The sequence below is a fragment of the Streptomyces tropicalis genome (assembly GCF_029269835.1).
Lineage (GTDB): Bacteria > Actinomycetota > Actinomycetes > Streptomycetales > Streptomycetaceae > Streptomyces > Streptomyces tropicalis.
In genome coordinates, this window is sequence record NZ_JARJBB010000002.1 from 227,156 (window position 1) to 246,921 (window position 19,766).

General features: G+C 73.4%; 21 protein-coding genes. 6 read left to right on the forward strand and 15 right to left on the reverse strand.

Annotated elements, in window-relative coordinates; genetic code table 11:
• Nucleotides 1–54: 54 nt before the first annotated feature.
• Nucleotides 55–597: a PPA1309 family protein gene (locus P3H78_RS04990; protein ID WP_276107531.1), complete on the forward strand. Its 543-nt coding sequence runs from the start codon at nucleotides 55–57 to the stop codon at nucleotides 595–597.
• 67 nt (nucleotides 598–664) lie between these two features.
• Here P3H78_RS04990 and P3H78_RS04995 read toward each other — a convergent pair whose 3' ends face one another.
• The 4 genes from P3H78_RS04995 to P3H78_RS05010 form a co-directional block, all read right to left on the reverse strand.
• Nucleotides 665–1,762 carry a YlbL family protein gene (locus P3H78_RS04995; RefSeq protein ID WP_276107532.1) on the reverse strand — a complete coding sequence of 366 codons (1,098 nt, stop codon included), beginning with the start codon at nucleotides 1,760–1,762 and terminating at the stop codon, nucleotides 665–667.
• Between the two features lie 54 nt (nucleotides 1,763–1,816).
• Nucleotides 1,817–1,981, reverse strand: a complete 165-nt coding sequence (locus P3H78_RS05000; protein ID WP_276107533.1) for a hypothetical protein — start codon at nucleotides 1,979–1,981, stop codon at nucleotides 1,817–1,819.
• 149 nt (nucleotides 1,982–2,130) lie between these two features.
• The gene (locus tag P3H78_RS05005; protein WP_276107534.1) at nucleotides 2,131–2,592 is read right to left on the reverse strand and encodes a molybdenum cofactor biosynthesis protein MoaE; all 462 of its coding nucleotides are present in this window, start codon (nucleotides 2,590–2,592) and stop codon (nucleotides 2,131–2,133) included.
• Nucleotides 2,593–2,741: 149 nt separating this feature from the next.
• A complete protein-coding gene (locus P3H78_RS05010) occupies nucleotides 2,742–3,854 on the reverse strand; it encodes an SDR family oxidoreductase (protein ID WP_276107535.1) in 1,113 nt (370 codons plus the stop codon).
• Between the two features lie 192 nt (nucleotides 3,855–4,046).
• Here P3H78_RS05010 and P3H78_RS05015 point away from each other — a divergent pair, with 192 nt between their 5' ends.
• Nucleotides 4,047–5,534, forward strand: coding sequence for a zinc-dependent metalloprotease (locus P3H78_RS05015; RefSeq protein WP_276107536.1), 1,488 nt, complete (start codon nucleotides 4,047–4,049; stop codon nucleotides 5,532–5,534).
• Nucleotides 5,531–6,046 carry an NUDIX hydrolase gene (locus P3H78_RS05020; protein WP_276107537.1) on the forward strand — a complete coding sequence of 172 codons (516 nt, stop codon included), beginning with the start codon at nucleotides 5,531–5,533 and terminating at the stop codon, nucleotides 6,044–6,046. The genes P3H78_RS05015 and P3H78_RS05020 overlap by 4 nt, the downstream gene beginning before the upstream one ends.
• A 78-nt stretch (nucleotides 6,047–6,124) precedes the next feature.
• On the opposite strand, the gene P3H78_RS05025 is transcribed toward P3H78_RS05020, so the two are convergent.
• The 4 genes from P3H78_RS05025 to P3H78_RS05040 form a co-directional block, all read right to left on the reverse strand.
• On the reverse strand, nucleotides 6,125–6,880 hold the full coding sequence (locus tag P3H78_RS05025) for an AIM24 family protein (RefSeq protein ID WP_276107538.1): 756 nt from the start codon (nucleotides 6,878–6,880) through the stop codon (nucleotides 6,125–6,127).
• A 15-nt stretch (nucleotides 6,881–6,895) separates the two neighbouring features.
• The gene (locus P3H78_RS05030; protein ID WP_276107539.1) at nucleotides 6,896–7,576 is read right to left on the reverse strand and encodes an AIM24 family protein; all 681 of its coding nucleotides are present in this window, start codon (nucleotides 7,574–7,576) and stop codon (nucleotides 6,896–6,898) included.
• Nucleotides 7,577–7,587: 11 nt separating this feature from the next.
• Nucleotides 7,588–9,219, reverse strand: coding sequence for a TerD family protein (locus P3H78_RS05035; protein ID WP_276107540.1), 1,632 nt, complete (start codon nucleotides 9,217–9,219; stop codon nucleotides 7,588–7,590).
• A gap of 137 nt (nucleotides 9,220–9,356) precedes the next feature.
• On the reverse strand, nucleotides 9,357–9,956 hold the full coding sequence (locus tag P3H78_RS05040; protein WP_276107541.1) for a M48 metallopeptidase family protein: 600 nt from the start codon (nucleotides 9,954–9,956) through the stop codon (nucleotides 9,357–9,359).
• A gap of 224 nt (nucleotides 9,957–10,180) precedes the next feature.
• On the opposite strand from P3H78_RS05040, the gene P3H78_RS05045 reads away from it, so the two are divergent.
• Nucleotides 10,181–11,398 carry a TOMM precursor leader peptide-binding protein gene (locus tag P3H78_RS05045; protein ID WP_276107542.1) on the forward strand — a complete coding sequence of 406 codons (1,218 nt, stop codon included), beginning with the start codon at nucleotides 10,181–10,183 and terminating at the stop codon, nucleotides 11,396–11,398.
• Nucleotides 11,391–12,797, forward strand: a complete 1,407-nt coding sequence (locus P3H78_RS05050) for an ABC1 kinase family protein (protein WP_276107543.1) — start codon at nucleotides 11,391–11,393, stop codon at nucleotides 12,795–12,797. Before P3H78_RS05045 ends, P3H78_RS05050 begins: the two co-directional genes overlap by 8 nt.
• A 7-nt stretch (nucleotides 12,798–12,804) precedes the next feature.
• Here P3H78_RS05050 and P3H78_RS05055 read toward each other — a convergent pair whose 3' ends face one another.
• The 5 genes from P3H78_RS05055 to P3H78_RS05075 all read right to left on the reverse strand — a co-directional run bounded on the left by P3H78_RS05055 (nucleotide 12,805) and on the right by P3H78_RS05075 (nucleotide 16,697).
• Nucleotides 12,805–13,014 (reverse strand): hypothetical protein, encoded by a 210-nt coding sequence (locus P3H78_RS05055; RefSeq protein WP_276107544.1) that lies wholly within the window; start codon nucleotides 13,012–13,014, stop codon nucleotides 12,805–12,807.
• Nucleotides 13,015–13,150: 136 nt separating this feature from the next.
• Complete coding sequence (locus P3H78_RS05060) at nucleotides 13,151–13,474, reverse strand: putative WhiB-interacting protein (RefSeq protein ID WP_276107545.1); 324 nt, start codon at nucleotides 13,472–13,474, stop codon at nucleotides 13,151–13,153.
• Nucleotides 13,471–13,839, reverse strand: a complete 369-nt coding sequence (locus tag P3H78_RS05065) for a WhiB family transcriptional regulator (protein ID WP_276107546.1) — start codon at nucleotides 13,837–13,839, stop codon at nucleotides 13,471–13,473. Before P3H78_RS05065 ends, P3H78_RS05060 begins: the two co-directional genes overlap by 4 nt.
• A gap of 172 nt (nucleotides 13,840–14,011) precedes the next feature.
• Entirely contained in the window at nucleotides 14,012–14,326 is a 315-nt protein-coding gene (locus P3H78_RS05070; protein ID WP_276107547.1) for a hypothetical protein, read from the reverse strand.
• A 163-nt stretch (nucleotides 14,327–14,489) separates the two neighbouring features.
• Nucleotides 14,490–16,697, reverse strand: coding sequence for an ATP-dependent DNA helicase UvrD2 (locus P3H78_RS05075; RefSeq protein WP_438827905.1), 2,208 nt, complete (start codon nucleotides 16,695–16,697; stop codon nucleotides 14,490–14,492).
• Between the two features lie 205 nt (nucleotides 16,698–16,902).
• Here P3H78_RS05075 and P3H78_RS05080 point away from each other — a divergent pair, with 205 nt between their 5' ends.
• Nucleotides 16,903–17,160, forward strand: a complete 258-nt coding sequence (locus P3H78_RS05080; protein WP_276107549.1) for a mycoredoxin — start codon at nucleotides 16,903–16,905, stop codon at nucleotides 17,158–17,160.
• Between the two features lie 102 nt (nucleotides 17,161–17,262).
• On the opposite strand, the gene nudC is transcribed toward P3H78_RS05080, so the two are convergent.
• Nucleotides 17,263–18,204 carry an NAD(+) diphosphatase gene (gene nudC, locus P3H78_RS05085; RefSeq protein ID WP_276107550.1) on the reverse strand — a complete coding sequence of 314 codons (942 nt, stop codon included), beginning with the start codon at nucleotides 18,202–18,204 and terminating at the stop codon, nucleotides 17,263–17,265.
• A 153-nt stretch (nucleotides 18,205–18,357) separates the two neighbouring features.
• The gene (locus tag P3H78_RS05090) at nucleotides 18,358–19,761 is read right to left on the reverse strand and encodes a dipeptidase (protein ID WP_276107551.1); all 1,404 of its coding nucleotides are present in this window, start codon (nucleotides 19,759–19,761) and stop codon (nucleotides 18,358–18,360) included.
• Between the last annotated feature and the right edge of the window lie 5 nt (nucleotides 19,762–19,766).

Consider the following 19,766-nt stretch of genomic DNA (forward strand, 5'->3'; position numbering starts at 1 on the left):
CTCACGGTTTACTCGGTTCCCGATTCCGGCCGGTAACGAGGCAGGATTGTGACCATGTCCAACACTCCCATGGCAGCGAGCCCCCTCACCCGGGCCGTGCTCGAGATCGACGAGTACGCCTCCGGCCTCGGCTGGGACCAGCCCGCCCGCCTCTTCGCCCTCGTAGACACCGCCCGGCTGCGGGTCCAGGAACCCGCCCTCGCCAAGCAGCTCGGCCTCGGGGACGAGCAGGAGACCTCCGGTCTCACCCCCGTCGAGCAGGACGAGATCCCGGCGGGCCGGCCGCTCGACGAGTTCCTCGGCACGATCGCCTGGCCCGACGCGGTGGCCGGGTGCGCCCTGACCGTGGAGCGCCTGATGCTGCCTCCGTCCGCCGAGGCACAGGTCCCGCAGGGCCTGGACGGCCCGAAGCTGGCCCGTTGGGTGGCCGAGCACCCCGAGCGCCAGGAGGTCCGGATGACCGTCGCGGTGCTGCGCGACGGAGCGCGGGAGTCCGCCGTGCGGCTGAGGGAGAAGGACTCCCCCACCGAGGTGCTGACGGGCCCCGACCTGGTGCCGGGGCTGGCGGACGCCCTCCGGGCGACCTTCGAGGACTGAGCCGGACCGTCCCTGCACGCACCGAGGGCGTCCCCGCCGCGGCGGGGACGCCCTCGGCCTGTTCCGCTCAGCCCTTGGCCGTGCACTTCGGCAGGTCGGCCGTCCTTCCGGTGCGGATGTCCTTCAGGGCGCCGAGCGCGTCGCCGATGGTGCCCACCTTGACCAGGGTGAGGCCGGCGGGGGTGTCCTTGGCGGCGGCGGCGCAGTTGTCCGCGGGCGTCAGGAAGTACTGGGCGCCCTTGTCGCGCGCGCCGACCGTCTTCATGTCGATGCCGCCGATCGGCCCGACCTTGCCGTCGTCGTCGATCGTGCCGGTGCCGGCGACGAACTTCCCGCCGGTCAGGCTTCCGGGCGTGAGCTTGTCGTAGATGCCGAGGGAGAACATCAGGCCGGCGCTGGGACCGCCGACGTCGGCGAGCTTGATGTCGATCGTGAACGGGAACGTGTGGTCGGTGCCCGCGGAGATGCCGACGATGGCGCGCTTGGCGCCGGCGTCGGCGGACTGCTCCGTGGTGATCGTGACCTTCTTGGTCGTGGTGGTCTTCGTGTGCGCCTTCTCGGCGGCGGCCTGCTCGGCGGCCGGCACGATCGTGAAGACCACGTCCTGGCCGGCCTTGTGCCGGGTGACCAGCTTGGCGACGTCCGACGGCTGCTTGACCGGGGTGCCGTCCACGGCCTTGATCACGTCGCCGGCGTGCAGCCTGCCCTGCGCGGGGGTGTCCTTGACGACGGTGGAGACGATCACCCAGGACGTCACCGGGACGCCCAGCTCCTTCAGGGCGGCGACCTTGGCGCTCTCCTGGGACTGGCTGAACTCCTCGGCGTTCTCCTGGGTGGACTGCTCCTCGGTCTTGCCGTCCGGGTAGAGCGTGTCGTGCGGGACGACCTTGTTGTCGTGGGACAGCCAGCCGTAGACGGCCTCCACCAGGTTCATCCGGTAGTCGGCGCTGGTGACCCGGACGGTGGTCATGTTCAGGTGGCCGTCCGTCGGGTACGTCTTGCGGCCCGCGATCTGCAGCACCGGCTCGCCCTCGTGCTCCCCGAGGGTGTTGACCGTCGGTCCCGGGCTCATCTCCGCGTACGGCACGGGCAGGAAGACGCCCGCGCACAGGAGCGCGATCAGCATGAGGGTGGAGGCGAGCATCGTCGCGGTGCGGCGTGGCATGCCTCGACAGTACGGGACGGACCTGTCAGCGCACCGTCAGGGCCGCCACCTCGGTCACGTACTGGGGCGGGAGCGCTCCATGGCTTCACGGAAGCGGGCATACCCGTCGAGTTCGGGGCCGTCGCCGCGGACCTTGCGGGTCCGGTTCGCCCAACTGCCCCACAGACCGGCGCCTATCGCCGCCATCAGCGGAATCAGCAACCAGATGAGCGCCGCCATGCCGACCTCCCAACCCCATGAGCGACCGCGACTGACTGATCAGCAGATTAACCATCTGCACTGACAACGCTCACGGCAGGGGTGCGGTTACGCAAGCCGGGGCGGAGCGGAGGAGTGGGGCGGCGCGGAACGGCACGCGGGGGGCGCGATCAGCAGGCGCCCACCCACTCCTCGGTGCCGTCGGAGAACGACTGGTGCTTCCAGATCGGCACCTCGTGCTTGAGGTCGTCGATCAGCTTCCGGCAGGCCTCGAACGCCTCGGCCCGGTGCGGGCAGGACACCGCCACCACGACGGCGAGGTCCCCGACCCCGAGGTCCCCCACCCGGTGTACGGCCGCCAGCGCCCGCACCGGGTACTCCGCGGCGACCTTCTCGGCGACCCGCCGCATCTCGTCCCCGGCACTCGGGTGGCAGGAGTAGCCGAGGGCGGCGACGTCGGCGCCTCCGTCGTGGTTGCGCACGGTGCCCACGAAGAGGGCGATCCCGCCGGCGGCGTCGTCCCCGACCGCCCGGAAGACCTCGTCCAGGGACAGGGGGGTCTCCCGGACCGCGATCAGCCTGATCGGGTCCTCGGCGGCCCGCTCCCCGGGGTGGTCGTTGGTGGATGCCATGCCCCCCATCGTGCCGCACGCGCGCGACCGCGGGGAACACCCGTTTTCACCCGGCACGCGCGCGTGCGGTCCTGGAGCCTCCTGCAGGTGCGCCCGGCCGCCCCGCTGCACGAGACCGGCGGGTCAGATCCGGGCACGAGACCGGCGGGTCAGATCCGGCGGCGGGCCTTCCGGGCCCGGCGCACCACCGCGGCCGCGCCCAGCAGCGCCACCGTCGCGCCCGCCGCGCCCGCGGCCGTCGCGTCCTTGCGCCCCAGCCGGCGGCCGGCGACCGTGTGCCGTCCGGAGACCTCGTCCAGCAGCTCCGCGAGGACCTCCTCGTTGGTCCATCCGGGCCGCCAGCCGGCGTCGTGCAGCCGGCTGCCGCTGACCACCCACGGGTACATGGTGTAGGCGAGGTCGCCGGCCGGGGAGGGGGTGAGGCCGATCCGGTGCAGCCGCGCCGCCGCCCCCAGCGCCACCGCCGACGGCAGCTCCATGCGGCGGATCCCGCTGAGCTCCTCGACCTCCTCCTGCTCCAGCCAGCCGTCGCAGCCGACGGCGAGCTCCCCGTCGACCTTCTCCAGCACGGCGTACTCGAGCGCCCCGCACAAGTCCTCGACGTGGCAGAACTGCCACGCGGGCCGGGAGCCGGCCACGACGAGCAGGCGCGGCGACTCGAAGTACCTGGTCAGCGCCGTGTCCGTGCCGCCGACCAGGACGGCGGGCCGGACGACGGTGACATTGAGCCCGGGATGCGCCCGGGGAGCGCGCCGCGCGAGGCGCTCGATCTCCAGCAGGTCGCCGACCCCGGTCGCCTCGGCCGTGGCCCGCAGCTCGGCGTCCTCGGACAGCGGCAGCTCGTTGTCCGGCAGCGCGCCGTAGACCATCGCGGACGTGCACAGCACCACGCGGTGCACCCCCGCCGCCGCGGCGGCGGTCAGCACGGTCTGCGTGCCGCGGACGTTGTAGGCCGTGCGGGCCGCCGCGTCGGTCTCCAGGTCCAGGTCGAGCGCGAGATGCACCACGACGTCCGCCCCGCGCAATTTGTCCGCGATGACCGGATCGCGGACGTCGAGGATGTGCCACTGCGCCGCTGCGCACTCCCCGCGCCGCTCGTCGATGGCGATGACCTGCTTGATCTCCTCGTTGGCGGCCAGCCGCTCGGTGAGCAGGGCGCCGACACCGCCCGCCGCGCCGGTGACCGCGACGACGGGGCCGCGCACGGCGGGGCTGCTTTCGAGGTTTCGCGCTGCGCGAACCTGTGGATCTGGGGAACTCACCGGGCGTCTCCAGCGGTTGTCTTCCATACGGGCGCGAATGACGCGTACGTACCAGGTGGCACCCATCCTGCCCCAGGCGCCGTGTCGGCGGAGCACCGAGGCCCGATCCGCCCGCGGTGTCTAGGCTGGGTGGTGTTGTCGGGCAGCCGCGCCGCCGGAAAGAACCGGTGGCCTTACCAGCCGAGGAACCCCGTGAGTGACACCCCATTCGGATTCGGCCTTCCGCCGGAGGAGCCGGAGAACGGCGACGAGGGCAAGAAGAAGGACCAGCAGAGCGGTGGTGGGCAGGGACCGGCCAACCCGTTCGGCTTCGGGACACCCGGAGCCGGAGGCCCTGGCGGGCCCGGCGCCGACAATCCGCTCGCAGCCATGTTCGGGTCGCTGAACCCCACCGACCTGGGCGCCGCGTTCCAGCAGCTCGGCCAGATGCTCTCCTACGAGGGCGGCCCGGTGAACTGGGACATGGCCAAGCAGATCGCCCGCCAGACGGTCTCCCAGGGCACCCCGGACGGCACCAAGGACGCGAGCGTCGGCCCCGCCGAGCACTCCGCGGTCCAGGAGGCCGTCCGCCTGGCCGACCTGTGGCTGGACGACGCGACCTCGCTGCCGTCCGGCGCCGCCTCCGCGGTCGCCTGGAGCCGCGCGGAGTGGGTCGAGGCGACCCTGCCCGCGTGGAAGGAGCTCGTCGACCCGGTCGCCGAGCGGGTCGGCACCGCCATGGGCGACGTCCTGCCCGAGGAGATGCAGGCCATGGCGGGCCCGCTGATCGGCATGATGCGCTCCATGGGCGGCGCGATGTTCGGCACCCAGATCGGGCAGGCCGTCGGCGTGCTCGCCGGTGAGGTCGTCGGCTCCACCGACATCGGCCTCCCGCTGGGCCCGGCCGGGAAGGCCGCCCTGCTCCCGGCGAACATCGAGGCGTTCGGCAAGGACCTCGGCGTGCCGCAGGAGGAGGTGCGGCTGTACCTCGCCCTGCGCGAGGCCGCCCACCAGCGCCTCTTCGCCCACGTGCCGTGGCTGCGCGCCCACCTGTACGGCGCCGTCGACGGCTATGCGCGCGGGATCAAGGTCGACACCGAGAAGCTGGAGGACGTGGTCGGCCAGTTCGACCCGCAGAATCCGGAGCAGCTGCAGGACGCCCTCCAGCAGGGCATGTTCCAGCCGGAGGACACCCCGGAGCAGAAGTCCGCCCTGGCCCGCCTGGAGACCGCTCTGGCGCTCGTCGAGGGCTGGGTCGACGCGGTGGTGCACGCCGCCGCGAAGCCCCGTCTGTCGTCCGCCGACGCGCTGCGCGAGACCCTGCGCCGCCGCCGCGCCTCGGGCGGTCCCGCCGAGCAGACCTTCGCCACGCTGATCGGCCTGGAGCTGCGACCGCGCCGGCTGCGGGACGCCTCCCGGCTGTGGGCCTCGCTCACCGACGCGCGCGGGGTGGACGGCCGGGACGCCCTGTGGTCCCACCCGGACATGCTGCCGACGGCCGGCGACCTGGACGACCCGGACGGCTTCGTGCACCGCGAGCAGATGGACTTCTCGGAACTGGACCGGATCCTCGGCGAGGCCGCCGGCACCTCCGGCGGGCACCGCACCGGCGGCCCCGACCTCACGAAGGGCGACGGCGGGACCGGCGGCAGCGCGCCGAAGGACGGGGACCCCGAGGCGAAGGACGACGACGCCGAGTGAGCCTCCACGACGACGCGGCCCTCGTCCTGAAGGGGTACGAGAGCCAGGAGGAGCTGCGCCAGGCCTACCTGACGCATCTGGAGACCCACCCGGACGGCATGTGGAAGTCCTGCACGGACGGCCACGTCACGGCCAGCGCGCTGGTGATCGACCCGGTGCGGGAGCGGGTCCTGCTGACCCTGCACGGGAAGCTGCGCATGTGGCTGCAGATGGGCGGGCACTGCGAGCCGGGCGACCCCACGCTCGCGGCGGCCGCGCTGCGGGAGGCGACCGAGGAGTCCGGCATCGCGGGGCTGACCCTGCTCCCCGGCGGGCCGGTGCGCCTGGACCGCCACCACACGCCGTGCGCCTGGCACCTCGACGTGCAGTACGCGGCGACGGCGCCCGCCGGGGCCGTCGAGACGATCAGCGACGAGTCGCTGGACCTGCGCTGGTTCCCCTACGACGAGGTGGCCGGGGTGGCGGACGAGTCCGTCGTGCGGCTGCTGGAGGCGACCCGGGCCCGGCTGTGACCGCGGCCCACGCGTGAGGGGCGGCCGCGGTGCGGCCGCCCCTCACGCTCTGCCCCGCGCACGGACGCGCCCGTGCGGTCAGCTCCAGACGTTGCCCTGGTTCTGTCCGCGCGCGCCGTGCTGGCCCATGCCGAACTGCGCGGCGAGGCCCTGCCCGATCACCGCGTTCTGCGGCGGCAGCAGCTCGCTGGGCTGGACGAGGGCGAAGCCGCTGCCCATGAAGCTCAGCTCCCAGCCCTCGCCGGTGCTGCCGCGGCGCCGCCACACTCCGGAGGAGTGCGTCTGGGCCTGCATCTGGACCCGCAGCCCGGTGGACCAGGCGACGATCGCGTCGGCGTCGCAGTTGACGTACTTGTCCGGGGTGACCGGCATCATCAGCGGGGCGCCGGAGGTCATCAGGGCGACCTTGCCGCGTCCGGTGATGTTGAGCTGGTACTTCCCGGAGCCGGAGATGCCGTACATGCTGTCGACGGCGACGACCTCGTGGTGCAGCGAGGAGTCCATCGCCAGCACGTAGCTGCTGTCGACCGTCAGGCCGTCCTGCTCGACGTCCATGACGTGCACGTACTGGGCGAGGTTGGCGAGGTAGACGGTGCCCTGTCCGTGGCAGCGCATCAGGTCCAGGCCCTCACCGGTGTACGCACGCGCGTGCGCCTGCTGCCGGCTGCGGTACTCGGCGTCGAACTCGACGAGGCCCTGGTAGGCGACCATGGTGCCCTTGCGGGCGAGGATGTCGTCGTGGCCCTCCAGGGTGACGCGCAGCATCTGCTTGTTCTGCAGGCTCCAGCGGTCCTGGGTCTGGGCGTCGTTGAAGGCGAAAAGCGGGCTCTGCATGGTGGTGACTCCCCCTCAGCCCCGGACCCGGAGGCGGTCGGTGCTGTCCTCGCTGGGCTGGACGACGACGATGCCCTGGCCGGAGAAGGCCATCTGGTACGCCTCGCCGCTGCCCCGGCCGATCAGCGACTGCGCCTTGAAGCTGCGTTTGCCCTTGACCTTCAGGTTCGGGGACCAGGCGACGAGCGCGTCGGGGTCGACGTACGTCTCGTCCTCGCCGCCGCCGCAGTCGACGACGATCGGCTCGCCCCGGGAGGTCAGCGCGATCCATCCCTGGCCGGAGATCCTGGTGTTCCACAGGCCCTGTCCGGCGAACTTCGCCAGCCCCTTGACCCGCTCCACGCCCCACGTCAGATGGGCGTCGAAGGCCAGCAGGTTGGTGGCGTTGACGGAGATCGCGTCGCCGTTGAGGTTGATGACGACGACGTTGGCGCCGTAGTCGGCGAGGTAGAGCAGGCCGTCGCCGGAGCACTTCATCAGGGGGGCGCCCTCGCCGGTGATCCAGTCGCGGGCGATCTGGCGGACGGCGGGCGGGTTGGGCTCGTACTGCACGAAACCCTCGTAGGCCACCATCGAGCCCACGCGCGCGAGGAGGTCGCTGCCGGTCTGCATGGCGACCTTCAGCATGTGGCTGCCGTGCTTCTCCATGCGGGCGGTGACGGGTGCGGGGGCGTAGCCCGCGAGCGGCTGGTTCATGACGGGCTCCCTCAGACCTCGTAGGGCTGGACGACGACGAAATTGCCGGGCGCGGCCCGGAACTGCAGGTTGACGCCCTCGCCGGTGTGGCCCGGGTAGGCGTTGCGCCGCATGCGCACCTGGCTGGAGACGATCACCTGGGCGGCCGCGGACCAGGCGACGACGGCGTTGGAGTCGACGAAGGTCGTGGGCGTCACGGGCAGCACCACCGGGGTGCCGTGCGTCTTGACGACGATCGTGCCGGTGCCCTGGAACTGCATCGTGAACAGCGCCCCGCCCGGGATGCCGTGCCCCTCGATGCGGCGGACCTCGTACTGGAGGCTCTCGTCGAAGGCGAGCACGTTCTCCGCGGAGACGCAGATCGCGTCGCCCTGGAGCTCGACGGGGTGCAGGTGGGTGGCGCTCTCGGCGAAGAAGACCTGGCCGTGGCCGGTGCAGCGCATCAGCTGCATCTCCTGGCCGGTGGCGTTGCCGACGATCCGGCCGGCGAAACCGGCGCCCTTGTAGCCGAAGTCGACCTTGCCCTGGTAAAGCACCATGCTGCCCTGGCGGGCGAGCACCGGCCGGCCGTCCGTGCCGAGGTCGGCGCGGATGAGCTTGCTGTTCTGCAGGGTCCAGCGCTGGCCGGTCGGCGTCTCCTTGAACGCGCTGAGCGCCGCGGTCACCCCCGCGGCCTGCGGGGCACCCTGCGGGACCGCCCCGTACGAGGCCGCCTGGCCCGGCACCTGCCCGTATCCGGGCGGGGCCGGGGGCTGCCCGTAGCCGGGCGGCGGCGCCGGGGCGTGCGGCGGCTGCCCGTACCCGGGCGGCGGCGCCGGGGCGTGGCCGGGGGCCTGCCCGTAGGGGGGCTGCTGGCCGTAGGGCGCGGGCGCCGGGGCCGGCGGCGGGACGGTGCCCCCGGGCGGGGTCAGCGGCGCCACGATCGTCGGCGCGGCGTGCACCGACGGGGACGGCGCCGGGGGCGGGGTGTGGCCCGGGGCCGGCTGGGGCGGGGCCTGAGTGGGCGCCGGGGCCGGGGCGGCCGGTCCGGACGGTGCGCCGAACACGGGCGGCGCGAAGCCGGGGGCTCCGCCGGTCTGCGGTGCCTGCGGCTGCTGCGGGGCGGGCGCCTCCTCCTCCAGGACCTCGCCGCCGAAGTTCTTCAGCAGCGCGTCGAGGCCGCCGTCGAAGCCCTGGCCGACGGCGGCGAACCGCCACACGTCCTTGAGGTAGAAGTCGCCGAGCATCACGGCCCGCTCGGTGGTGAACTCCGAGCCGTCGAAGGCGTACCGGGCCACCTCCTCGCCGCCCGCGACGACGCGCAGGTAGCCGGAGCCGATCTGCGACATCTGCCCGGCGCCGTCGACCGTGGCGGTGAAGGACAGCTTCCGGATCTGCGCGGGGATCCGGTCCAGCGTGACGCGGAAGGACTCGGTGTCACCCGCCTGCGCGCCCAGCAGCTGGACGGACTCCTCGGGGGACTTCGGCTGGTTGAAGAAGATGAAGTACCGGTCGTCCGAGAGGCGTTCGTCGGCGTCCAGGCCGAAGCAGCTGATGTCGAAGGTCAGCCCGGGGGCCGAGATCTGCACGCCTACGTACAGATCCGTGCCCGCGGTGAGGTCACTGATCCTGGCCTTGTGGCCGCGTTGGAATTCCCTGGGCATGCGTAACGACCGTCCCCCATCCCGAAGCGAGTGCGTCGCGCCAGGCTAACGGCAAACCCGGACATCGGACGAAGTCGGTACGGCCCCGGTACAGAATCCCCGACCGGCGGTGACGGGTGGTCCCACGGGGACGGACGTCACGCCCCGCGGGCCTCCGGCGGATGCGGCAACCGGTGGGCCGCGGCCACGCCCTCCAGATAGCCGCGGGCCCGCTCGGTGCGCGGATACGCCTCCAACAGCCGCCAGAAGTCGGGGCCGTGCCCGGGGACGAGCAGGTGCGCAAGCTCGTGCAGCAGGACGTAGTCGACGACGTACTCCGGCATCCCCTGCAGCCGGTGGGACAGGCGGATGCTGCCCTCGGCCGGGGTGCACGAGCCCCACCGGGTGTTCTGGTTGGTGACCCAGCGCACCGACCGCGGCCGGGCCCGGCCGCCGAAGTACTGGCCGGACAGCCGCTCGGCGCGCGCGGCCAACTCGGTGTCGCCGAGCGACCGCCGGCTCTCCTGGGCGGCCAGTTTGTCGAGCATGACGGTCACCCAGCGCCGCTCCTCCGCCTCGGACATCCGGGCGGGGATGAGCACGACGGTGCGGTCGCCCTCGCGGTACGCGGAGACCGTCCGGCGACGGCGGGTGCTCCTGCGGACCTCGATCGCGCTCGTCCGGGCGCCGTTCGGGGGCGGGCTCGTCTCGCTGCCGCGCTGCGGCGTTCCGGCGCGGTGCAGTGGGTCGGCGGACACGCCCCGACGTTACCCGGTGCGGCCGGGGCGCGTCGCCGGTGCGGGTCGGGTCCGCGGCGATCCGCACCCGGCGTCCGATTCGTACGACGAATACCCGGTGCCTGTGGACGGCCGCCGGTGCCGGCCGGCGGGAGCGGGCATGCTGGCACTCGTCGGCGGAGCGATCACCCGGCCCGGAGAGGGACGGGGACGCTCCGGGTGGTCTGCGATCTACGGGGGTCCGCATGCATCCGGTGGTGAAGCCCGCGCTCCGGCGCGGCTGGCGCGATCTGAACACGGTGCAGTTCGGGATGACCCCGGCGCACGCGGTGACCCTGGGCCCGGTGGACACCGCCACCGGCAGCTTCCTCGACCTGCTCGACGGCACGCGGGGCCTGCCCCTGCTGCGGCAGGAGGGGCGGCGCATGGACCTCCCCGAGGACCACGTGGACGGGGTCGTGGACCGGTTGGAGCGGTCCGGGCTCCTCGACGACGGACGGGGCGGCGGGGAGGCGGCCGACGCACTGCGCGGGAGGAAGGAGGTCATGGACCGGCTGCGTCCGGACCTGGCCGCGCTGTCGCTGACGGCCCGTGCGCCGGGCGGGGCGGTGCGGCGCCTTGCCGCCCGGCGGGGGCTGCGCGTGCAGGTGCGGGGTGCCGGCCGGGTGGGCGCGCTGCTCGCCGCGGTGCTGTCCGGGGCGGGCGTCGGCGAGGTCGACGTGCGCGACGGCGGCTGCGTCGAACCGTGGGACGTCGCGCCGGGCGGTCTGCCCGCGGACGCCGTCGGCGAACGCCGGGAGAGCGCCGCGCGCCGGGCCGTGCGCGGCGCCGCCCCGGACCGTGCGGTGCGGCGGACGGCCGGGGCTGCGTCCGCCCCGGACGATCCGGGGCACTCCCTGGTGATCCTCGCCCCACGGGACGACGTCGCGGTGCACGCGCCCGATCCGTCGTCCGCGGGGGCCCTGATGGCGTCGGGGACGCCTCATCTGTACGCGGGTGTCGTGGAGGGCACGGGCGTGGTCGGTCCGCTCGTGCTGCCGGGGGAGAGCGCCTGTGCCGAGTGCCTGCACCGGGAGCGCACGGACCGGGACGCGGCGTGGCCGCGCCTGGTGGCGCAGTGGCGTTCCGGCAGAGCGCGCCGGACGGCGCCCGCGTGCGACCTGGCGCTCGCCACCACGGTCGCGGGACTGGCCGCCGCGCACGCCCTCGCCTTTCTCGACGGCGCGGTCCCCTGCGCCGCGGATTCCCGCTGGGAGGTGTCCGCACCCCACCTGACCTGGCGTGTCCGGGCGGTGCGACCGCATCCTGGCTGCCCGTGCGCGGCCGCGGTCGACATCGGTGGGGAACGGGCCTCAAAGGACGCGGGCCGACGCGCGACAATGGCGGAGCAAGGGCCGTCGTCGAAGCCTTGTCGTCAGGGGGGCACGGCGCGGCCTGCTCGGACTTGGAGGGCGCATGTCTGATCTTCCCCGGAAGGCGGTCACCCGGACCGCCAAGCTCGCCGCGCTTCCGCTCGGCTTCGCCGGGCGGGCGACCTGGGGACTCGGCAAGAGAATCGTGGGCGAGTCCGCGGAGCTCGTCGGCCGCGAGCTGCAGCAGCGCACCGCCGAGCAGCTGTTCAAGGTGCTCGGCGAGCTCAAGGGCGGGGCGATGAAGTTCGGGCAGGCCCTGTCCGTCTTCGAGTCGGCGCTGCCGGAGGAGGTCGCGGGCCCCTACCGGGTCGCGCTGACCAAGCTCCAGGAGGCGGCGCCGCCGATGCCGACCCGTACCGTGCACGCGGTGCTCGAGCAGCGGATGGGCGCCGACTGGCGCGAGTACTTCGAGGAGTTCGAGGACAAGCCGGCCGCGGCGGCCTCGATCGGCCAGGTGCACCGCGCGGTGTGGCACGACGGGCGCGAGGTGGCCGTCAAGGTGCAGTATCCGGGCGCGGGCGAGGCCCTGCTGTCCGACCTGGGCCAGCTGAGCCGCTTCGCCCGGCTGCTGGGCCCGCTGATCCCCGGCATGGACATCAAGCCGCTGATCGCCGAGCTGAAGGACCGGGTCTCCGAGGAGCTGGACTACGGGCTGGAGGCCGAGGCGCAGGACGCCCACGCGGAGGAGTTCACCGGGGATCCGGACATCGTGGTGCCGGCCGTGGTGCACCAGCGCGAGCAGGTCCTGATCACCGAGTGGATCGACGGCGTCCCGCTGTCCGAGGTGATCGCGGACGGCACCCGGGAGCAGCGCGACCGCGCCGGCCAGCTCCTGGCCCACTTCCTGTTCTCGGGTCCGGCCCGCACCGGGCTGCTCCACGCCGACCCGCACCCGGGCAATTTCCGACTGCTGCCGGGCGGTCCGGACGGCGAGGAGGACTGGCGGCTCGGCGTGCTGGACTTCGGCACGGTCGACCGGCTCCCCGGCGGCCTGCCGGCACCGATCGGCACGTCGCTGCGCATGACGCTCGACGATGAGGCGGACGCGGTCTACGAGCTGCTGTGCGCGGAGGGCTTCGTCAAGGAGTCGATGGAGCTGGAACCCGAGGCGGTCCTGGACTACCTGCTGCCGATCATCGAGCCGGCGCGGGTGGACGCCTTCACCTTCACCCGGGGCTGGATGCGCAGCCAGGCGGCCCGCATCGCCGACCCCCGCTCCCCCGCCTACCAGCTGGGCAAGCGGCTCAACCTGCCTCCGGCGTACCTGCTGATCCACCGGGTGACGCTCAGCACCATCGGCGTGCTGTGCCAGCTGGGCGCGACGGTGCGGCTGCGCGACGAGCTGGAGGAGTGGCTGCCGGGCTTCGTCGCCGTGGCGGCGGACGGCGGTGACGAGGACGCCACGGACGAGGAGGACACGGCGGACGAGGAGGAGGCCGCCGAGGCGTGAGCCTCCCTCACCACCACGCCGAGTCGATGCGCCCCTCGATGGCTCTGAGGTGCGCGCGGGCGCAGGTCTCGCAGAAGTAGCGGCGCACGCCGCCTTCCACGGAGCAGGTCCACGTGGAGAACGGACCGTCGGACGGCGCGCCGCAGCGCGCGCACGCGAGCGCGGGGTCGTCCGCGGTGACGGCGCCGCGGTCCCTGTCTCCGGATGGACTCGTCACGGGCCGACGATACCGCCGGGCAGCGTGACGGCGGGCGCAACGCACCGCGGGGGCCGGACCGTTCGGCCGGTCCGGCCCCCGCGGGGAGAGCTTCGCCTCCCTTCGGGGGAGACCACCGCTCGACGGGTGTGATCGGTTACTGCATGACCGCCATGGCCAGCGCCCGCCGGGCGCGCCGCGAGGCGCGCTCGGCACGGCGCTGCATGCGGCGGGCGGCCGCCAGGCGCACGGCCTGGCGTTCACGCTCCGCCTCGTGCAGTCGCTCGTGCATATGCGCACGGGCCAGGGCTTCGGGGATGAGTTGCATCTCTCGGGTCCTGTTCTGACGCGAGTCGGTCGCGCCGGTGGTGGTGACGTCTTCGAGTGCGGAGCCTGCGGGCTCGCTGACGGACGGCTTCATCGGGGCCTGCTTCTGGGGGTCGTGCGTGAGGGGGCGGTCGATCGTTCCTGCGGTGTTCATGCCGTGACCGGGTTCTTGCGCGGGCGGCCACGCGGCCGCTTCCTGGCGACGACGACGCCCTGGACGAACAGCTCGCCACCCCAGACACCCCAGGGCTCACGCCGCTCCTTGGCGCCGGCGAGGCAGGCCTCCATCAGCGGGCAGGTGCGGCAGAGGGACTTGGCGTACTCGACGTCGGCCGGCGACTCGGCGAAGAAGACCTCGGGGTCGTAGGAACGGCAGGGGACGGGTACGCCGAGGTTCTCGATGGCGTCGTCGAGCGCGGTGAGCGCGGTGAGCGGGATCAAGGCTTGGTCCTCCGTGGGGCCGGGCGGGGAGATCGTGTCGGAAGGCGGTACGGACGGTGCGTGCGCTTCGAGTTGCACGGTCGTCTTCCTCGTCTGTTCGGGTCCGGCGGTGGTGCCGGGTGTCGGCTGGTACCGGGTTTTCTCTTGTCCCGAGGCCCCTTCACCTCGTCGTCCCCGTTCGGGGAAAACAGAAGGGCCGCGGATCCCGGGTGGGGTTCCGCGGCCCTGAAGGCGCCGGCCTGATCGGCGATCAGGCTGGATCACTCCAGGGTTCTGGCCCACGGAAGGCCCACATCAGGTGGTGCTGCGTCTGCTCCCGGTTGCCGGCACCAGCCGCCGTAAAGGCATAGGCCTGTGCCTGTGCCGCTACTGCTTCCAGTGCCTTGGTCGGTCGCTCATTGCGCTCACGGGTGGGAAGACCCGAGAGGGAGAGGGACGCCGGACGCGCGGCACGAATGCCGGACAGACCGGTGCCCTGGTGAGAGGAGCCGAGCATGCACAGGGAGGCGACCGAGGGATCGGTCATTTTGGCGGTGCAGATGGAGCTGCTCTTGATGCTGATCACTGGGCTCGCCTCCTCTCGGCGTCTCAAGGGCCGGCAGAACCGGCCCGTATGGATATGCAAGTACAGCACGGAACCAGGGCCTCAGGAAGGCCGCTGTCTCCGTGACCAAGAACCTATGGGGATTCCCGGGGCATGCGCAAACTATTTTTTCGACGAGTTCCCCTCAGTCGTCGTCCGCCCCTCCGGCGGGCTCACGACCTGCGCACAGAGCGAGGACGTCGGCCCCGTAGCGGCGCAGCTTGCGCAGGCCGACGCCGGGGATGCGGGCCAGCTCCCGGTCGTCGTCGGGGACGGACTCGGCGATCGCCATCAGCGTCTTGTCGGTGAAGACGCAGAAGGCCGGCTGCCCGCTGCGCTGCGCCTGGTCCGCGCGCCACTCCCGCAGCCGCTCGTAGAGCCCCTCGTCCATGTCGGAGGGGCAGTCCTCGCAGCGCATCAGCTTCATCTCGCCCGCCTCGGTGAGCGTGCGGCCGCAGACCCGGCAACGGGCCGGGGTGCGCTGGGCGCGCCGCGGGAGGGGCTCCGGGCCGCTGCGCCGGGCGGTGAGGCCGCGCTCGACGCCGCCCGCGCCGCCCGCGGTGGCCCGGCCGGCGCCGCCGGCCCCCGAGCCGGGGCGCAGCCCGTCGAGGAACCGGCTGGGACGGCGGCTCGCCCGGCCCCCGGGTGAGCGGGACAGCGCCCAGGAGATGTGCAGCCGCTCGCGCGCGCGGGTGACGCCGACGTAGAGGAGGCGGCGCTCCTCCTCGATCTGCTCGTCGGTCCGGGCGTAGGTGATCGGGATCATGCCCTCGGCCACGCCGACCAGGAAGACGACGTCCCACTCCAGGCCCTTGGCGGAGTGCAGGGAGGCGAGGGTGACGCCCTGGACGGTCGGGGCGTGCTGGGCGCCGGCCCGCTCGTCGAGCTCGGCGACGAGGTCGCCGAGGGTGGCGCCGGGCCGGGCGGCGGCGAAGTCCTGTGCGAGGTTCACCAGCGCGGCGAGGGACTCCCAGCGCTCCCTGACGGCTCCGGAGCCGGCCGGCGGCTGCGGCGTCCAGCCCTCGCCGGACAGCACCGCACGCACCTGCGAGGGCAGGTCGACGGCGTCGTCGAGGAGGGAGTCGTTGACCCCGAAGCGAGCGGCGCCGCGCAGGGCGACGCCCGCCTTGCGCACCTCGGGCCGGTCGAAGAAGCGCTCGGCGCCGCGCAGCTGGTAGGGGACGCCGACGTCGGCGAGGGCCTGCTCGTAGGTCTCGGACTGGGAGTTCGTGCGGAAGAGGACCGCGATCCCGGCGGCGGGGACGCCGGCGGCGATGAGGTCGTGGATGCGGCGGGCCGTGCTCTCCGCCTCGGCCGGCTCGTCGGGGTGGTCGGTGAATTCGGGCTCGGGACCCGGCGGGCGCTGGGAGACCAGTTCCAGCCGGTGGTCGGCGGCGCGGCCGCGGGCCTGGGCGAGCAGTCCGTTGGCCAGGCGGACGACCTGCGGGGTGGAGCGGTAGTCCCGGACCAGTTTGACGACGGTGGCACCGGGGTGGCGGGCGCGGAAGTCGAGGAGGTGGTCCGGCGTTGCGCCCGTGAACGAGTAGATCGTCTGGCTGGCGTCGCCGACGACGCACAGGTCCTCCCGGTCGCCCAGCCACAGCTCCAGCAGGCGCTGCTGGAGGGGGCTGACGTCCTGGTACTCGTCGACCACGAAGTGCTGGTACTGGGACCGGACCTGGTCGGCGATGTCGTGACGGTCCTGGAGGACGGCGACGGTGAGGAGCAGGACGTCCTCGAAGTCGATGACGGAGCGGTGGCGCTTGAGGTCCTCGTAGGCGGCGTAGAGCTGGGCGATCTCGGCCGGGTCGCGGGGGGTCTCGCGGCCGGCCTTCGCGGCTGCGAGCGCATAGTCGGCGGGGACGGTCTGGGTGACCTTGGACCACTCGATCTCCGCCGTCGCGTCCCGCAGCTCGCCCCGGTCCAGGCGGATGCGGCAGGCGGCGGCCGCGTCCGCGACGAGCTGGATCTTACGGTCGACGAGCCGGGGCATGCTGCCGCCGACGGCTTTCGGCCAGAAGTACTGCAGCTGGCGCAGGGCGGCCGAGTGGAAGGTGCGGGCCTGCACGCCCTGCGCGCCGAGCTGCCGCAGCCGGCCGCGCATCTCGCCGGCGGCGCGGTTGGTGAAGGTGACGGCGAGCACGCTGGAGGGCGGGAGGATCCCGGCGCGCACGCCGTAGGCGATGCGGTGGGTGATGGCGCGGGTCTTGCCTGTGCCGGCTCCCGCCAGCACGCACACCGGGCCGCGCAGGGCCGTGGCGACCTCGCGCTGCTCGGGGTCGAGCCCTTCGAGCACCGCGTCGGCCGAGTCCGGTGCCTGCGGGAAGAGGGAGGAGTGCGGTGCTGCTGTCACACGGCCATGCTGCCAGGTCGGCGGAGACGGGTGCGCCGGTTGTCCACAGGCGGGCGCTCGCGGTCGTATCGGCATACCGCACGTAGTGGTCCGGTGCGGCAAGTGTCACGTGCCGCCGATACCGCCGGTGGGAATGACGGGCGCGGTCGCGTACGTTCCCTCCCTGCGACCATCGCATCACCGACCGCCGAAGGAGCGCGAACACATGCCGGGCACTGTGACGATGTACAGCACCACGTGGTGCGGCTACTGCCGCCGGCTCAAGAGCCAGCTCGACCGCGAGGGCATCGCGTACACCGAGATCAACATCGAGCACGACCCGGAGTCCGCGGCCTTCGTGGAGCAGGCCAACGGCGGGAACCAGACGGTTCCCACGGTGCGGGTGGCGCCCGCCGCCGGGGGCGGCGAGGTCGTCATGACGAACCCGAGCCTCGCGCAGGTGAAGCAGGCCCTCGCCGCCTGATCCACCGCTTCCGCACGACCCCCGGCGGCCTCCGTGGCCGCCGGGGGTCGCGTGTGTCCGGGGTCCGCCGGCGGAGGGGGCGGCCCCGCTCCGCGCGGCCGGTCAGACGCTCCGGGTGGGCAGGGGCTTGCCGTACCACATCTCGATCAGGCGGGCCGCGATGGAGATGCCGTACGGCGGCAGGACCTCGCCGGACTCGAAGGCCGCGTCCAGCTCGTCCCGGGAGAACCAGCGGGCCTCGTGGATCTCGTCGCCGTCGACCTCGATGTCGGTGGACGTGGCGCGGGCCAGGAAGCCGAGCATGAGGCTGGACGGGAAGGGCCACGGCTGGCTGGCGACGTACTCCACCTCGCCGACGGCGATGCCGACCTCCTCGTGCACCTCGCGGCGCACCGCCTGCTCGATGGACTCTCCGGGCTCCACGAAGCCGGCGAGGGTGGAGAAGCGGCCCTCGGGCCAGTGCACCTGGCGGCCGAGGAGGACGCGGTCCTCGTCGTCGGTGACCGCCATGATCACGGCGGGGTCGGTGCGGGGGTAGTGCTCGGCGCCGCAGGCGGGGCAGCGCCGGATGTGGCCGGCCGCCGCGATCACGGTGCGCTCGCCGCAGCGGGAGCAGAAGCGGTGCAGGCGCTGCCAGTTCTCCAGGGCGACGGCGTGCACCATGAGTCCGGCGTCGCGGGGCGACAGCAGCAGCCCGGCCTCGCGCAGCCCGGCCGGGCGGGCCGACTGGTCGATGCGGCCCGGGAGGGAGTCCTTCTGCAGCGCGAAGTAGCTGACGCCGTCCGGGTCGGTGCCGAGGAAGTAGCGGTGGGCCTCGGTGAGCGGGGCCTCGAAGGAGGGCGTCATGACGAGTTCGGTGCGCCCGTCGGGCGTCTCGTCGACGAGGACCTGACCGCCGGAGACCACGAAGCTGCGGGTCGTGGGGTGGCTCCACGCCGCGGCCAGCCACGCCTCGTCGAGGCGGTGGTGGGCGGCCCGGTCGATGCCGCTGGGCGCGGTGAGCGAGATGGGTCGGTCGGCGTGTCGGTCGGTCCAGGTGGTCACGTGTGCTTCCAACTCCCCCGGTGGAACGGTTGATTGGTCGGCTGTTCGGCGGGACGGACGTGGGAGGCGGCCGCGGCCGGCGGGCTCCGGAGGCTCCGGTCGGCCCCTCCAGTGTGCCCCGCGCGGGACGCGGGCCCGGTCGGCCGCCGCCGGTCAGGGCGTCCCGCGCCAGTGCTCCGCGAGGTCGCCCCAGAGGTACGCGCTGGTCTCGACGCCCTTGAGCAGCAGGCCCAGCTCCACCTTCTCGTTCGGCGCGTGCCAGCCGTCGGACGGGACGGAGATGCCGAGGAAGAGCACCGGGGCGCCGAGGACCTCCTGGAGGTCCGCGGCGGGGCCCGAGCCGCCCTCGCGGGTGAAGCGGACCGGCCCCTCGAAGGCCCGGCCCATGGCGCGTGCCACGGACTGGAGCGCCGGGTGGTCCAGGGGCGTCAGGCAGGGGCGGGTGGCCGAGCCGAACGCGATCTCGTGGCGGATGCCGTCGGGCACCTGCTCGGCGGCCCAGGCGCGGACGGCCTTCTCGAGCTGTGCGGGCTCCTGCCCGGCGACCAGCCGGAACGACAGCTTGACCATGGCCGAGGACGGGATGATCGTCTTGCTGCCGGGCCCCTGGTAGCCGCCGCCGATGCCGTTGACCTCGGCGGTGGGGCGGGCCCAGATGCGCTCCAGGGTGGTGTGCCCGGCCTCGCCGTGGGCGGCGCGCGACTTGGCGGTGCGCAGCCACTGCGCCTCGTCGAAGGGCAGCTCGCCGAAGAGCTCGCGCTCCCGGTCCGTGAGCTCGACGACACCGTCGTAGAAGCCGGGGATCGCCACGCGCGCGTGCTCGTCGTGGAGCGCGGCGACCAGACGGGCGGCTGCGGTCGCCGGGTTGGGCACGGCGCCGCCGAAGGATCCGGAGTGGATGTCCTGGTCGGGGCCGTGCAGGCGGATCTCGCACTCGGCCAGGCCGCGCATGCCGGTGCACACCGTGGGGGTGTCCTCCGACCACATGCCGGTGTCGGAGACGATCACGGCGTCCGCGGTGAGCCGGTCCGCGCGCTCCTCGACGAGCGCCCTGAAGTGCGGCGACCCGGACTCCTCCTCGCCCTCGACCAGCAGCTTCAGGTGCACCGCCGGGGTGGTGCGCCCGGTGGCGGCGAGGTGGGCACGGACTCCGAGGGTGTGGAAGAAGACCTGGCCCTTGTCGTCGGCCGCCCCGCGCGCGTAGAGGCGGTCCCCGCGGACGACGGGCTCGAAGGGGTCGCTGTCCCAGCCGTCCTCGCGGGCGGCGGGCTGGACGTCGTGGTGCCCGTAGACCAGGACCGTGGGGGCGTCGGGGTCGTCGGAGGGCCACTCGGCGAAGACGGCGGGGGCGCCCGCCGTGGGCCAGACCTCGGCGGTCGGGAAGCCGGTCTCCCGGAGCTTGGTGACGAGCCAGTCGGCGCTGCGCCGCACGTCGGGCGCATGGTCGGGCTGCGCCGACACGGAGGGGATGCGCAGCCATGCGGTGAGGTCGTCGAGGAAGGCGGCGCGGTGCTGCTCGATGTACGTGCGGACGGCGCTGTCCGGGGTCTGGCTCATGCTCC

What these genes read in the sequence shown, in the direction of transcription:
- P3H78_RS04990 (WP_276107531.1), top strand. Translation starts at nt 55, where the DNA reads ATGTCCAACACTCCCATGGCAGCGAGCCCCCTCACCCGGGCCGTGCTC.
- P3H78_RS04995 (WP_276107532.1), bottom strand. Translation starts at nt 1,762, where the DNA reads ATGCCACGCCGCACCGCGACGATGCTCGCCTCCACCCTCATGCTGATC.
- P3H78_RS05000 (WP_276107533.1), bottom strand. Translation starts at nt 1,981, where the DNA reads ATGGCGGCGCTCATCTGGTTGCTGATTCCGCTGATGGCGGCGATAGGC.
- P3H78_RS05005 (WP_276107534.1), bottom strand. Translation starts at nt 2,592, where the DNA reads ATGGCATCCACCAACGACCACCCCGGGGAGCGGGCCGCCGAGGACCCG.
- P3H78_RS05025 (WP_276107538.1), bottom strand. Translation starts at nt 6,880, where the DNA reads ATGCAGAGCCCGCTTTTCGCCTTCAACGACGCCCAGACCCAGGACCGC.
- P3H78_RS05030 (WP_276107539.1), bottom strand. Translation starts at nt 7,576, where the DNA reads ATGAACCAGCCGCTCGCGGGCTACGCCCCCGCACCCGTCACCGCCCGC.
- P3H78_RS05035 (WP_276107540.1), bottom strand. Translation starts at nt 9,219, where the DNA reads ATGCCCAGGGAATTCCAACGCGGCCACAAGGCCAGGATCAGTGACCTC.
- P3H78_RS05045 (WP_276107542.1), top strand. Translation starts at nt 10,181, where the DNA reads ATGCATCCGGTGGTGAAGCCCGCGCTCCGGCGCGGCTGGCGCGATCTG.
- P3H78_RS05050 (WP_276107543.1), top strand. Translation starts at nt 11,391, where the DNA reads ATGTCTGATCTTCCCCGGAAGGCGGTCACCCGGACCGCCAAGCTCGCC.
- P3H78_RS05060 (WP_276107545.1), bottom strand. Translation starts at nt 13,474, where the DNA reads ATGAACACCGCAGGAACGATCGACCGCCCCCTCACGCACGACCCCCAG.
- P3H78_RS05080 (WP_276107549.1), top strand. Translation starts at nt 16,903, where the DNA reads ATGCCGGGCACTGTGACGATGTACAGCACCACGTGGTGCGGCTACTGC.
- P3H78_RS05090 (WP_276107551.1), bottom strand. Translation starts at nt 19,761, where the DNA reads ATGAGCCAGACCCCGGACAGCGCCGTCCGCACGTACATCGAGCAGCAC.